Annotated in this window: 10 protein-coding genes; 4 read left to right on the plus strand and 6 right to left on the minus strand. The window is 70.2% G+C overall.

Going from position 1 to position 12,189, the window contains the following annotated elements; genetic code table 11:
* Positions 1-192: 192 nt before the first annotated feature.
* The 4 genes from ACVTJA_RS25340 to truD all read right to left on the minus strand — a co-directional run bounded on the left by ACVTJA_RS25340 (position 193) and on the right by truD (position 4,458).
* On the minus strand, positions 193-1,728 hold the full coding sequence (locus ACVTJA_RS25340) for a DUF8173 domain-containing protein (protein WP_465839851.1): 1,536 nt from the start codon (positions 1,726-1,728) through the stop codon (positions 193-195).
* A 7-nt stretch (positions 1,729-1,735) separates the two neighbouring features.
* Entirely contained in the window at positions 1,736-2,239 is a 504-nt protein-coding gene (locus ACVTJA_RS25345) for an anti-sigma factor (protein ID WP_465839853.1), read from the minus strand.
* The gene (locus ACVTJA_RS25350; protein WP_465840515.1) at positions 2,236-2,814 is read right to left on the minus strand and encodes an RNA polymerase sigma factor; all 579 of its coding nucleotides are present in this window, start codon (positions 2,812-2,814) and stop codon (positions 2,236-2,238) included. The genes ACVTJA_RS25345 and ACVTJA_RS25350 overlap by 4 nt, the downstream gene beginning before the upstream one ends.
* Before the next feature lie 111 nt (positions 2,815-2,925).
* Entirely contained in the window at positions 2,926-4,458 is a 1,533-nt protein-coding gene (gene truD, locus ACVTJA_RS25355; RefSeq protein ID WP_465839854.1) for a tRNA pseudouridine(13) synthase TruD, read from the minus strand.
* Positions 4,459-4,527: 69 nt separating this feature from the next.
* Here truD and ACVTJA_RS25360 point away from each other — a divergent pair, with 69 nt between their 5' ends.
* The 3 genes from ACVTJA_RS25360 to ACVTJA_RS25370 all read left to right on the plus strand — a co-directional run bounded on the left by ACVTJA_RS25360 (position 4,528) and on the right by ACVTJA_RS25370 (position 9,584).
* A complete protein-coding gene (locus ACVTJA_RS25360) occupies positions 4,528-5,430 on the plus strand; it encodes a hypothetical protein (RefSeq protein ID WP_465839856.1) in 903 nt (300 codons plus the stop codon).
* Between the two features lie 129 nt (positions 5,431-5,559).
* Positions 5,560-7,224 carry an adenylate/guanylate cyclase domain-containing protein gene (locus ACVTJA_RS25365; RefSeq protein ID WP_465839857.1) on the plus strand — a complete coding sequence of 555 codons (1,665 nt, stop codon included), beginning with the start codon at positions 5,560-5,562 and terminating at the stop codon, positions 7,222-7,224.
* The gene (locus tag ACVTJA_RS25370; protein WP_465839859.1) at positions 7,221-9,584 is read left to right on the plus strand and encodes a serine/threonine-protein kinase; all 2,364 of its coding nucleotides are present in this window, start codon (positions 7,221-7,223) and stop codon (positions 9,582-9,584) included. The genes ACVTJA_RS25365 and ACVTJA_RS25370 overlap by 4 nt, the downstream gene beginning before the upstream one ends.
* 11 nt (positions 9,585-9,595) lie before the next feature.
* Here the strand turns inward: ACVTJA_RS25370 and ACVTJA_RS25375 are convergent, their stop codons facing one another.
* Positions 9,596-10,363, minus strand: coding sequence for an outer membrane beta-barrel protein (locus ACVTJA_RS25375; protein ID WP_465839861.1), 768 nt, complete (start codon positions 10,361-10,363; stop codon positions 9,596-9,598).
* Positions 10,364-10,781: 418 nt separating this feature from the next.
* Here ACVTJA_RS25375 and ACVTJA_RS25380 point away from each other — a divergent pair, with 418 nt between their 5' ends.
* The gene (locus tag ACVTJA_RS25380) at positions 10,782-11,717 is read left to right on the plus strand and encodes a hypothetical protein (RefSeq protein ID WP_465839862.1); all 936 of its coding nucleotides are present in this window, start codon (positions 10,782-10,784) and stop codon (positions 11,715-11,717) included.
* A 57-nt stretch (positions 11,718-11,774) separates the two neighbouring features.
* On the opposite strand, the gene ACVTJA_RS25385 is transcribed toward ACVTJA_RS25380, so the two are convergent.
* Positions 11,775-12,143, minus strand: a complete 369-nt coding sequence (locus ACVTJA_RS25385) for a hypothetical protein (RefSeq protein ID WP_465839864.1) — start codon at positions 12,141-12,143, stop codon at positions 11,775-11,777.
* Between the last annotated feature and the right edge of the window lie 46 nt (positions 12,144-12,189).

Consider the following 12,189-nt stretch of genomic DNA (forward strand, 5'->3'; position numbering starts at 1 on the left):
GCGTCAGGCGACAGTGCAGTTGATGGAGCGTGCGAGCTTCTCTAAGGGCTCGCGGAGCCTTGCCCCCAAAACACCTCGGGGACCGCCACGGGCCGTACGGGCCTCGCGGACAGTCCCCGGAAGGAGCGGAGTGCCGGGCTGGAGGCACGGCACGGGAGTGGAGGTCCGGGCTGGCGGCCCGGCACGGGCCCGTTACACGGGCTGCTCGGTGGAGTGGATGACGGGCTCGGGCATGCCGCGCGAGCGGTTGCCGAAGCGGGTGCGGATGACCGCGCCCAGCGCCATCAGGCAGATGAGGAAGGAGACGATGGCGCCCAGCACGGGGATGGCGCCAATCACCATCAGCACCAGCAGGCCCAGCGCGAGCACCACCGCCTGCGTCTTGCGTCCGCGCAACAGCGGCAGGTGCGTGCCCACCTCGCTCGCCACCGCCGCGTAGCCCAGCGCCACCGCGAGGGGCGCCGCCATCCACAGCACCAGCGCCGCGGGGATGCCGATGATGGTGATGCACAGCACCACCGTCAGGGGAATCATCGCCAGCATGCCGAGGAAGCCGGTGAGCCCCGCCTGCACGGGCTGGCGGCGGACCTCGTCGCCGAGCTGCTTCATGCGCGCCGGGAAGAACATCTGCCCCAGGAAGCCCAGGCCGAAGAGCACCGCGAAGGTGAGGATGAAGCCGGCCAGCCCGCCGCCGTCGTCGCGGTCGCCATCGTCCTCGTCGTGGTCGTGGTGGTCGTGGCCCTCGTTGCGCGCCTCCTGCATGCCGCGCTTGAGCTCACCGGCCACCATGCGGCCGATTCCGGCGCCGCCGAACGTCTCCACGCTGCCGTCCACCTGGGCACCGTCCGCGCGCTCCACCGTGCCACCGAAGGAGGACACGTCACCTTCCACCTGCGCGTCCGGCCCGAGGATGACGTTGCCGCCGAAGGCGTGCGCGTCTCCCTCCACGTGGCCGTGAATCTCCAGGTTGCCGCCGAAGGCGACGGCGTCGTCCTCGACGTGGCCATTCACCACCAGGTTGCCGCCGTACACGACGGCGCTCTCCACGTTCTGGCCCTTCTTCACCTCGAGGGACTGGCCGCGCGCCACCACGTCGCGGCCGCCGCGGCGGTTGCGGCGAAGCTGCTCGTTCGTCTTCTGCATCTGCTCGTGCACCTGCTCCCGCAGTTGCTCGGCATTCGCATGCATCTCCTCCGCCTGGGCGCGCGCCTCCTCCGCCGCGTCCTCGGCGTCCTCGGCGTCCTCGCCGGGCATGGGCGGCATCGGAGGCATGGGCGGCATGGCCGGCATCGGAGGCATGGAAGGCAGCGAAGACGTCGCCTCCTCCTTCGCGGGCGGCGAGGCAGGATGCGCGGCGTCCGCGCTCTCACCCGAGGCGGCCGCCTCCTTCTCCTTCGCCGTCATGGGGCGCAGCGTGAAGATGGAGCCGTCCTGCTCCATGCGCAGCGAGTAGGCGCGGGACACGGTGCGCAGCGCCTGGGTGGCGGTGACGCCGCGCAGGTGCACCTCGGCGGGCGTGTCCAAATCGCCCGTGACGACGAGGTTGAGGCCGCCCTTGTCGGCGATGGTCTTCAGCGCGTCGCGCAGGCTGCCGCGGAAGCTGACGTCGATGGTGCGCTCCGCCTGCGCGCTGGCCGCGGCCTGCGGGGCGTTGGCACCTTCCGCTCCGAGCGCGAGGGGCGCGCCGAGCAGCAGAGCGGGGAGAAGGATTCGGGGGGAGATCTTCATGGTTCGCTCAGGCTTCGGAGGGGGTGGGAACGTTGCCCGCCAGCCGCTTCAGGCCCAGCAGGGACATCAGGAGGAGGAGGGCGAGGGTGGTGGCCACCGCGAGCCCCGCGGTGGACCACAACGCGTGGGCGCCACTGAGGACGCCCTCGGCGAACAGCCTTCCTTCCACGATGAAGGAGGCGACGCCGGTGCCCAGGCGGCCCAGCGCCTGGTCATTCATGAGGAGGTAGCCAAGACCTCCAATAAGGGATGTGAGGAGGATGGCCAGGCCGGACCAGACCTCGCGCCGCTGCGGAATCGGCTCCGCGGCCACGCGGGCCATGACGCTCGCCACCAGCGTGGGCGGCGGAAGCGGGTCCGCCAGCCGGTACAAATCATTCTCCATCAGCCGGTGCTCTTCGAGGACGGCGCTGCACGCCTCGCACTCGGCGGCATGGTCCAGGGCGGGACCTTCACCTTCCTCCAGCTCCGCGAAGAGGACTTCCAGGTCCGGGCACGGGTGCGGAGTCATCGGGCGGCCTCCTCGGGCGCGGCGGGGGTCATCTTCTTGCGCAGCTTCTCACGGGCGCGGAACAGCCGCGCCATGATGGTTCCCGGAGCACAGCCCATGACCTGGGCAATCTCCTTCGTCGTGCGCTTCTGGACGTAGTAGAGCGCCAGGACTTCACGGTCCTCGGCGGAGAGGGTGGCCATGGCCTCCTCGAGCGACTGCCGCTCCTCGGTGGCGATGGCGCGGTCCTCTTGCGACGCGTCGCCGCTGGGGAGGACCTCCTTCATGGGCTCCAGCTCCTCCGTCTTCACCTTGGTGCGGCGGCGGAGCAGGTCCAGGCAGAGGTTGCGGGTAATCGCCAGCACCCAGAGGTCGAACGGGCGCGTGTCGTCGTAGCGGTGGAGGTTCTGGTAGGCGCGCAACAGCGCCTCCTGGGCCACCTCCGCGGCCTCGGCCTCGCGCTGGAGCAGCCGGAGCGCCAGGCCGTACACCGGGCGCTGCACGCTGCGCACGAGGGACTCGAAGGCGGACGGATCACCACGGCGAGCGGCCGCGACGTCCGCCTTCCAGGGGAGCGGGGGAGCCTCCTCAGCCATCAGCATCCCGATGGCATGGGCGAGCGACCCGGGCACGTCGTCGAGGGCAAGAGCGTTCACGCCTAGGACTACGGCGCCCCCGCCCAGCCATTGCGTGCGGCTGTGACATCTCTATTTCTTCCGTGATTTCGAGGCCTTGGCCGCTCGCTTGGCCGCCGTTTCAGATCGCGCCACCTCGCGCGCCGCCTTCTTCTGGCGCTGCCGTTCGCGGAATCCGAGGGGCACGGCGGGGGCCTCCGGACGCTCGGCCGCCTGCTTCTGGGTGGCCAGGGTGCGGTGGCGGGAGGGCCCCTCGGTGGCGCGTGGCTCGCGCCCCTCGGTGGCCCGGCGGCGGGAGTCCGACGGAGCCCGGGCACCACGCTCCTCGCGGCCGGCGGGCGCGCCGCGGCGGGGGCCGTCCTCGCCGCCGGCCCGCTCCATCTCCACGAAGCGGGGGCGCTGGGTGGCGCGGATGACCTCGGGGGTGTCCTCGGCGTACTCGAAGTGGAAGAGGCGCTTGATGACGAGCGTGGCGTACGCGCCAGGGGGCAGGGTGAAGGCGACGTTGACCTTCACGGCGTCCCGGTTGAGCTCGTCGTTCTGCGTGCGGCCGATGACGAGCTTGTGCGGGAAGACGAGCAGCGGCCGCTCCTCGTGCTTGAAGTAGAGCCGGCGCGGCTCCTCCTCGATGCGCAGGTCGGAGAGCTGGAGCTTCTCCCGGCCCAGCACCCACTTCACGGCCTCTTCCACCTTCGGGTCCGTGAAGGTGGTGTCCGGCGCGAGCAGCGGGAAGGTGGCGTCGCGCAGGGTGCGCAGCACCTCCGGGCTGGCGTCGCGGTGGAACAGCAGCGTGCCGGCCTGGTAGCGCAGGGGGAAGAGGTGCTCGCGCGGCAGCAGTAGCTGGAGGTAGCGCCGCACGCCCTCGTTCCAGAGGTAGCTCTGGTACGTGAAGAGCAGCATCGCCCGGTAGTCCGAGTCGATCTGCATGAAGGCGCGCACGAAGTCCTTCGGCTCCTCGCGCAGGGACTTGAGGATGCGGTGGTACTTGCGCGTGCCCTCGTAGGGGACGCGCGCGTCCCAGCGGCCCCAGTTGTCGCGCCAGAAGGCCTTCACCTTGGCGTCCTCGGTGCGGTCCAGCTCCGAGGGCGCGGCGAGGTAGTTGTGCAGGGCCGCCTCGAAGTCGCCGCGGATGAGGTCCTTGGCGATGAAGCCCTGGCCGTGCTTCAGGGAGCCGAAGCGCTGGCTGTCGAAGTAGTTCACCACGCCCAGGCGGTTGACCTCGGCGGTGGCGACGTTGAGGGGCCCCAGCGACTGGGGGCTCATCGCGCGCACGGTGACGGAGAAGCGGTTGGAGGTGATGTTGGCGGCGGACAGGGGCTTGTCCGTGCGGCCCAGGTACTTCAGGCGCAGGTCGGGCTCCTGCATGTCCACGTCGGCGCCGTCCACGGCGATGATCTGCTCGGTGCGGCCCTGCTTGTCCTTGAGGCCGCAGTAGCTGATGGCGCCGGGCTTGAGGCCGAAGGCGTCCCGCAGCCGGGCCACCGCGTCGAAGGTGGACAGCTTCTGCTTGTCCATGAGGTAGACACGGTGACGTCCCGTGGCGACCTCGTCGAAACGGTAGGACTCCTTGACGGAGAAGTCTTCGGGCTTCTGTTTGATTCTCACGGGCCCCCCTTAGCAGCGTGGGCCCGCGGATTGAAGCGCGAGCGCCAGGAAGGGTTAACGTCGGGGCCCATGCGGCTTCTTCCCGCCCTGCTTTCCGCCCTGGCGCTGGCCCTGGCCCCCGGCTGTGCCACCACGCTGTCCACGATGCAGACGGCCCGTACGCTGGAGCCCGGGCAGGTCCAGGTCTCCGGGGGGATGGGCGTCTTCATCCCCGTGGGCAACCTCATCCGGGTGGTGGACCTCGGCATCGACCAGGGCAAGGAGGCCCGGGACGCGGTGGACGAGGACCGCCCGTACGAGCTCACCGAGGAGGCCCAGCAGAAGCTCCTCACCGCGGGGGTGTCCCTGATGGTGGCCCCGCCGGGCGTCAACCCGGAGCTCATGGTGCGGGTGGGGGTGGTGGAGGGGGTGGACGTGGGGGTGCGCTACAGCGGCATCTCCCTGCGGGTGGACGGCAAGGTGCGGCTCGCCCACGGTGGGGAAGGGGGGCGCAGCTACGACATGGCCCTGGGCCTGGGCGCGGCGCGACACTTCTTCTCCAGCCCGGTGTTGGACGTGCTGGAGGTGGTGCAGATGGGCGACTTCAGCCGCTACGACGTGGAGGTGCCCCTGTACGTCAGCGCGGACTTCGGGGACATCTTCAAGCTCTACGGTGCGCCCAAGTACGTCTACAGCCGCACCCGGCTGGACGCGCGGCTGGTGGACTATTCGAAGGAGGGCAAGCCGGTGAGCGGCTTCGACGCGACGCTTCCGGCCACGGTGAACAGTCACTTCTTCGGCAGCACGGTGGGGCTGGCCCTGGGCTACCGGTACGTCTACTTCTTCGCCGAGCTGACGGGCGGTTACGTGAGCTGCAAGCCCAACCTGTTCGGTACGGAGCGGCAGTTGGGTGGCGTTACGTTCTACCCGGCCTTCGGGATGGCCATCCGGACGGGGGCCCCGAAGCAGGAGCGGGCCGGCCATGGCCGCTGAGGGTGGAAGCGGGCTGGATGCTGACCGGGCGTGCAGTCTTCCGGACGTCGGCTGGGGAGGGGGGACGGCGTCGAGCGTTCCCCGGATTCGGGTGGCTCTGATACTGTCCGCGCCGGTGAGGATTCGCGCGTGACCCAGGCCCCCGCCCCATTCGCTCAGAAACCCGGGCAGCAGATCCGCGGCCCCCGGCTGACCGGGCGCTTCGCGGACGGCAGCCTGGGTGAGTTCCCCTTGGGACCGACGACGTCGCTCGGCCGGCATCCGTCCAACACGCTCCGCCTGGTGGACCGGGAGGTCTCCAAGGAGCACGCCATCATCGAGCGCGTGGGCAAGGATTTCGTCCTCAAGGACCTGGGCTCGTCCAACGGCACGTTCGTCAACGGCCGGCGCGTGAAGGAGCTCAAGCTGCGGGACGGGGACGAGATTGCCCTCGGCTCCTCTCGGCTCATCTTCCACAGCGGCGAGCCGGCGGTGAACCACACCGCGCCCACCGCGCCCGGCGTGACGGTGGTGGCGCAGTCCGTGTCCATGCCCGCCTTCCTGGCGCAGATGGACCAGGTGCCGCAGAACTTCCGTCCCGTGGAGCTGGTGACGGACATCGACGCGCTGAAGCGCGACTACGAGAAGCTGCGCATCGCCCACGAGTTCCACCGGCAGGTGAGTCTCCAGGGCAACCAGACGGGCCTCTTCGAGCAGATCCTCAAGGTGGCCTTCCAGCTCCTGGCCGCGGACCACGGCGTCATCCTGAAGGTGGCGGATGACGGCCAGTTCATCCCCGCGGCGGTGCACCACCGCACGGACAAGGCCGTCAACGTCATGCTGTCCGACACCGTGCTCAAGCGCGTGGTGGAGACGCGCAAGGCGGTGCTGACGGCGGACGCCATCATCGACGAGCGCTTCTCCGCCGCGGAGAGCATCGTGGCCCAGGGCATCCGCTCCGCCATGGCGGTGCCGCTGATGGTGAACGACAAGATTCAGGCGGTGCTCTTCCTGGACAGCCGCCAGCAGATCAACGCCTTCTCGGAGAAGGACCTCACCATCCTCTCCGGCATCGCCGCGCAGGCGGGAATCGCCCTGGAGAACGCGGCGCTGGCCGAGCAGATCCGCGCCGAGGCGGTGACTCGCGCGGAGCTCAGCCGCTTCCTGTCCAAGGCGGTGGCGGACGCGGTGATTGCCGGCGAGGCCGAGGACCTGGCTCAGAGCCGGCTGGCCGAGGTGAGCTGCCTCTTCGCGGACATCCGCGGCTTCACGACGATTTCGGAGAACGAGTCGCCGCAGGAAGTGGTGAACATGCTCAACGGCTTCTTCTCGGCGATGGCGGACGTGGTGTTCCGCTACGAGGGGAACCTGGACAAGTTCATCGGCGACTGCGTCATGGCCGTGTGGGGCCCGCCGCTGTCGCACCCGGACGACGCGGCGCGGGCGCTGCGCGCGGCGCTGGAGATGCAGGACGCGGTGGAGGCCATCAACCGCCAGCGCACGGCCGAGGGCAAGAAGCCGATTGAAGTGGGCATCGGTGTGAATACCGGCCAGGCGGTTGTCGGCTACATGGGCAGCGCCGAGCGGCACGAGTTCACGGCCATCGGCGATACGGTGAACACGGCGTCGCGCCTGTGCGGCCTGGCCAAGAGCGGCGAGGTGCTGGCCTCGGAGAGCACGGTGCGCAAGGCGGGACACGGCTTCGACGTGGAGGGGCTGCCGGCGATGCAGGTGAAGGGGAAGGAGAAGGCCGTCCCGACGTACCGCGTCCACGGCGTGGAATACACCACGGCCGCTTCCCCGCGCCGCGCATGATGACGACGCAGGCCTGTCCCAACTGCGGGACGCAACACGACATCCGGGTGTACGTCAGCGGGCAGAAGTTCACCTGCCGCTGCGGCATCAAGATTGAAGTGCGTCGCGGTGACTCCACCGCCGCGGCGGGGGGCCTGCGCAACACGGTGGTGCCTGGAGGCAGCGGCGTGTTCGACCGGAAGTCCCGCGTGGGCAACGGAGCGGCGGAGGCGCAGGGCCTGAAGGCCGTGACGGAGGCCATCACCGTCGTCCCGGGCGCGGAGGCCCCGGGTGTCGCCGCGCCCATTTCGGTGGTGATTCCCCAGGCGGAGCGGTCCGCGCCGGCGGGCCAACCCTCGCGTTCGGCGGTGATTCCTCCCTCGGCGGTGCCGGAGTTCGGCGTCGCGAAGCCGGATTCGAGCGGCGCCCACAAGAACGGGGCACCGGCTCCGAGTGCCCAGGAAGCGCGGGACGCGGCGAGCGGCGTGGCGCTGCCCTCCGACGTGGTGGGCTCGGACGCGCCGGTGGATGCGACGGTGGTGCGTTCCTCGGCGGTGAGGACGGGCCATGGCACCGCGCGCTCGGACCTGGGCGAGCAGGACCTGGGCACCTTCGTCGCGGCCAGCAAGGTGGACCTGCCGGGCTTCGAGCTGCTGGAGATGCTCGGCCGGGGCGGCATGGGCGAGGTGTGGCTCGCGCGCCAGCAGTCGCTGGCCCGCACGGTGGCGGTGAAGCTGCTGCCGCCGCAGCTGGCGAAGGACCCGGAGTTCGTCACCCGCTTCGAGAAGGAGGCCACGGCGCTGGCCGCCCTCAACCACCCGCACATCGTCCAAATCATCGACCGGGGCGTGGCGGGCGAGCACTACTACTTCGTCATGGAGTACGTGGAGGGCCGCTCGCTGCGCGAGGCGATGGCGGCCGGCCTGGCTCCGCAGCAGGCGCTGAAGCTCCTGCTCTCGGTGGCGCGCGCGATTGAGTGCGCCCACGACAAGGGCATCATCCACCGCGACCTCAAGCCGGAGAACATCCTCCTGGACTCGCGGGGCCACGTGAAGGTGGCGGACTTCGGGTTGGCGGGCATCCAGGGGCCGGACTCGCGGCTGCAGCTCACCGCGACGGCGGTGGCCATGGGCACGCTGAACTACATGGCCCCGGAGCAGCGCCGCGACGCGAAGAGCGTGGACGGGCGCGCGGACCTCTTCTCGCTCGGCGTCATGCTGTACGAGGTGCTCACCGGCGAGCTGCCCCTGGGGCGCTTCAAGCTGCCGTCATCGAAGGTGCCAGGGCTGGACCCTCGCGTGGACACGGTGGTGGAGCGGCTCCTGGAGACGGAGCCGCAGGCCCGCTACGCGACGGCGGGCGAGCTGTGCACGGCGCTGGAGGCGATGATCTCCATCTCGTCCGCGCCCGGCCTGTCCCCGAGCCAGGGGGACACCCGGATTGTGCCCGCGAACGCGCGAGCCCAGACCCGGCTGACGCGGAAGATGCGGGCGGGCTGGCGGCGCGTGCGCGCGGGCCTGTCGGTGGTGGGCGGGCTCGCGCTGCTCGGCTTCGCGGTGCGCTGGTTCGTGGGGCCGGTGAGCCTGCACCTCGGCAAGGACGACCGGGTGGTCATCGGCACCAATGGCGTGCAGGTGGCGCCCGGTGCGAAGCCCTGGCCGCCGAACACGTACGGCGAGGTGTTTGCCTCGGTGAACCTGGTGGACGCGGCGCAGCCCGGCGGGTCGTCGCGCTTCGAGGTGGGCTTCGAGGCGGGCGACGAGGAGATCAACGTCCACAGCGGCCAGTGGACGCTGAAGGACGGGGAGCTCAAGGCGATTCAGGGCGGGAAGGAGACGGACGGGCGGCGGCTGGTGCCTCGCGCGTACGTGGCGCACCGCTACTTCTCCACCAACGACTTCCGGGCCGAAGTCATCATGGACGTGAAGCCGCTCGGGAAGCAGTACCCCGAGGAGCCCGACGCGCAGCACTACGGCGAGCTGGCCTTCCGCATCAAGGACCTCCAGGTGTCCGCCTTCGCCATTCCGGAAGCGGGCATGCGGCTGGCGTGGCGCTACTTCACGGAGGACGGCCAGGAGGTGGTGGGCAACAGCGCGCTGGACACGGACAACCTCGTCGAGGACGAGATGCCCCTGCCCGCGCACGGCCCCTACCTGGTGCGCCTGCAGATGCAGCGCATGAAGGGCGGCATCCTCGTCGAGGCGTACCTGAACAACGAGCGCTTCGCGCGCAAGCTCCTGCCCGGGCTGGAGGACCGCGTGGGCAAGGTGGCGCTCGGGTGCCGCAACCTGGAGTGCTCCTTCGACGACTTGAAGGTGAAGGGCGTGCTCGAGGCGCGTCCCAAGCGCAAGGTCGCGCAGGGCGCGGGCGGCGCGGAGTAGGACACCGCGGCTCACAGCTTGAGCCAGGCCACTCGCAGGGCCACCGTGAAGAGCCCGTGGAATCCATCGTCCACGGGCGGCAGCGGGAAGGTGCTGGAGCCGGCGCCGGGAATCGACACGGTCTGCTCGCCCACCCGAATCGTGTAGCTGCCGATGGACGCGGTGATGATGGGGCCGAGGAACAGGTTGCGGGAGATTCGCACGTCCCCACCGAGTGTGAGGCGCGCGTACGTCGGGCCGCGGTCGGTGATGGAAATCTTGACGTCGGCGGGCACCGAGCCCCCGTCGGGCGTGGGGACTTCAACGGAGCCCTCCAGGTCGCTCGGGGCGATTTCCAAGCCCACGCCGAGCCCCACCCACGGGTCGAAGCCGGAGCCGGGCCGGAAGTGGTAGCGGCCCTCGGGGCCGAAGCGCCACTGCCGGAAGTTGCATTCGAAGCCATCGGGGCAGGACAGCTCGCTGTCCTTGGAGAAGACCTTCTCCCACGAGCCCCACAGGCCGACGTACCAGTGCGGAGTGGCCCGGTAGCCCACCTCGAGGAGGATGGGGAGGGTGATGCTGGAAGCGTCGGTGACCTTGAGGTCCTCCGGCTGGCCCGTCACCAGGTTCGCGCCGTTCTTGTAGACGTAGCCCGCGCCCGCGCCCGCGCCCACGCTCAGCGAGAACTGCGGGCCCACCAGCTCCTCCTGGCGCGGTGAGTCCGTTTCCTGGGCCGCCACGGTCCGCGCGAGGCCCAGCGTGAGCAGCAGCGTCAACGTCCAGCAATGCCTTCCAGGCATGGGATTGCCCCCTCCGTGTGCAGCGCCGCGCAGGTGATGGGCGAGGCGTCCGACGCCAGGAAAGGGCACGCCGGGACACCGTCATGTCGAGGAGGACAGCGGTACTCGCGCGGGCTGAATTCCGATGATTCCGGGATTCATGTAGTGCCTGTGCGTGCACGGGAACCAGTGCCCCGACGTCGGTGGGGGAGTCGAGCAGGTGTCGTCATCCGGCCCTCGGAGGCAGGGGCTTTTGTGGCGGGATGTCGGTGCGGGAGTCGGGCAGACATGGGAGCCCGGCCTTCGGGGCGGTTGCTGTCGAGGGATGGACAGCTGCCCGTCCCCGGGGAGGGAGCTTGCACGTGCGGGCCGGCGTTCCCACCTTGCCCAGGTCGTGGCCTGTCATGAGGCGGCCGCGCCGAGCCTGGCGGGGAACGGGATGGACCTGTGGCGCATCCTGCTGGCACCGCTGTACGCGACGTGCCTGGCGGCGCTGGTGGTGACGGCGTTCGCTTTCGGACGGAAGGACGCGTCCGCGCGGCCGTGGCGCGTTCCGCTCACGTGGTTCGGGTTGCTGGTGCTGGGCGCTTTCTGCGTTGCGTGGCGGTTCCAGGGTGGAGCGCTGAGAGTGCTGTCGTTCGATGTGGCCACGAAGGCCGCGGGAGCGGCGCTGCTCGTCGTGGCGGCGGGGCTGGCCGTCCGAGGTTCACGGGTGCGATTCCGCGCGGACCTGCTGCGGGCCTCGGTGCCGAGGCCGCTGGATGAAGCCGTCGCTGCGTTGAGAGCGGGGCAGGCGCCGGGGTGGGGAGTGTTCCGGGGGAGCCTGGACGCCGCGGACACGCTGACGTCACCGGGTGGAGTGGCCTGTGCCTTCTACGAGGCGGAGGTGCGTGAGGTGGCGGAGGACGGGCGCAAGGGGCCGATGCTGTCTCGCGAGCGCGCCTATACGCCGGTGTTGGGGTTGAAAGGCGAGAAGGTGAGGGCGACGGTGCGCTTCTCTCCGTCGTCGCTGATGGCGCCGGTGGAAGTGCGCCGCTGCCAGGCGTTGCCGGGAATGGTGCCCGCGTCCTGGTACGAGGAGATGCCCGCCACGGAGACGGGGAATCACGCTTCGCGGACCACGGCCCCGGAGGCCCTCTCGTGGGAGCGCGTGGGCGCGGCGGGAGAGACGTGCCTCGTGGTGGGCGAATTGCGACGCGGTACCGAGGACGGCACCTACGTGCTCTGCGGGCGGGATGGCGGGCCGGCGATGGTGGTGCTCGGCCCCGAGGCGCCCGTCACAGGAGGCATGCTGGCACGCCGCGCCTGGACGCACTTCGCGGCGGCCGGAGCACTGTCCATGGCTGCGGCGTTCGTGCTGTCGGGAGTCCTGTGAGTTCGACGACGCGATTTCAGAGGTAGGTGTCCCCGTGAAAGCGCGGGGATGGGCGCGTCACTGCGCCGGGGCGTCGAGCACGTCCGAAAGCGTGGTGGCGTGAAGGGACTTGTCGAACCAAAGGTCCAGCGTGGCGACGTCGGTGCAGTTGAGGATGCGTTGCCGGGCCTGTTCGTCCACGTGCAGTCCCCGGACGGTGAGGATCCGCAAGATGTCCTCGGCCCGACCACGGATGACGCCCCGTTCGAGCCCCCTTGCCAGCCCGCTCGCCAGGCCCTCCTGACGTCCCTTCTCGATGAGTTCCTCGCCGTAGCTCCGCATCAACTCCTCCGCGCGCTTCTCACCCACCACCGAGATTAACACCTGTCCGGCGGCGGCATGTGCCGCCTGGTCTCGCAGCGTCCATGGCCGCTGCGCACCGGACATCCAAGCTCTCTGAAGCGCGAGGAAGCCCGGGAACGAATCCCGGGCT

The sequence above is a fragment of the Pyxidicoccus sp. M6 genome (assembly GCF_055568925.1).

Excerpts from the sequence above, each read along its gene's own strand:
- ACVTJA_RS25340 (WP_465839851.1), bottom strand. The coding sequence starts at position 1,728 with ATGAAGATCTCCCCCCGAATCCTTCTCCCCGCTCTGCTGCTCGGCGCG.
- ACVTJA_RS25345 (WP_465839853.1), bottom strand. The coding sequence starts at position 2,239 with ATGACTCCGCACCCGTGCCCGGACCTGGAAGTCCTCTTCGCGGAGCTG.
- ACVTJA_RS25350 (WP_465840515.1), bottom strand. The coding sequence starts at position 2,814 with ATGGCTGAGGAGGCTCCCCCGCTCCCCTGGAAGGCGGACGTCGCGGCC.
- ACVTJA_RS25360 (WP_465839856.1), top strand. The coding sequence starts at position 4,528 with ATGCGGCTTCTTCCCGCCCTGCTTTCCGCCCTGGCGCTGGCCCTGGCC.
- ACVTJA_RS25370 (WP_465839859.1), top strand. The coding sequence starts at position 7,221 with ATGATGACGACGCAGGCCTGTCCCAACTGCGGGACGCAACACGACATC.
- ACVTJA_RS25375 (WP_465839861.1), bottom strand. The coding sequence starts at position 10,363 with ATGCCTGGAAGGCATTGCTGGACGTTGACGCTGCTGCTCACGCTGGGC.
- ACVTJA_RS25380 (WP_465839862.1), top strand. The coding sequence starts at position 10,782 with ATGGACCTGTGGCGCATCCTGCTGGCACCGCTGTACGCGACGTGCCTG.
- ACVTJA_RS25385 (WP_465839864.1), bottom strand. The coding sequence starts at position 12,143 with ATGTCCGGTGCGCAGCGGCCATGGACGCTGCGAGACCAGGCGGCACAT.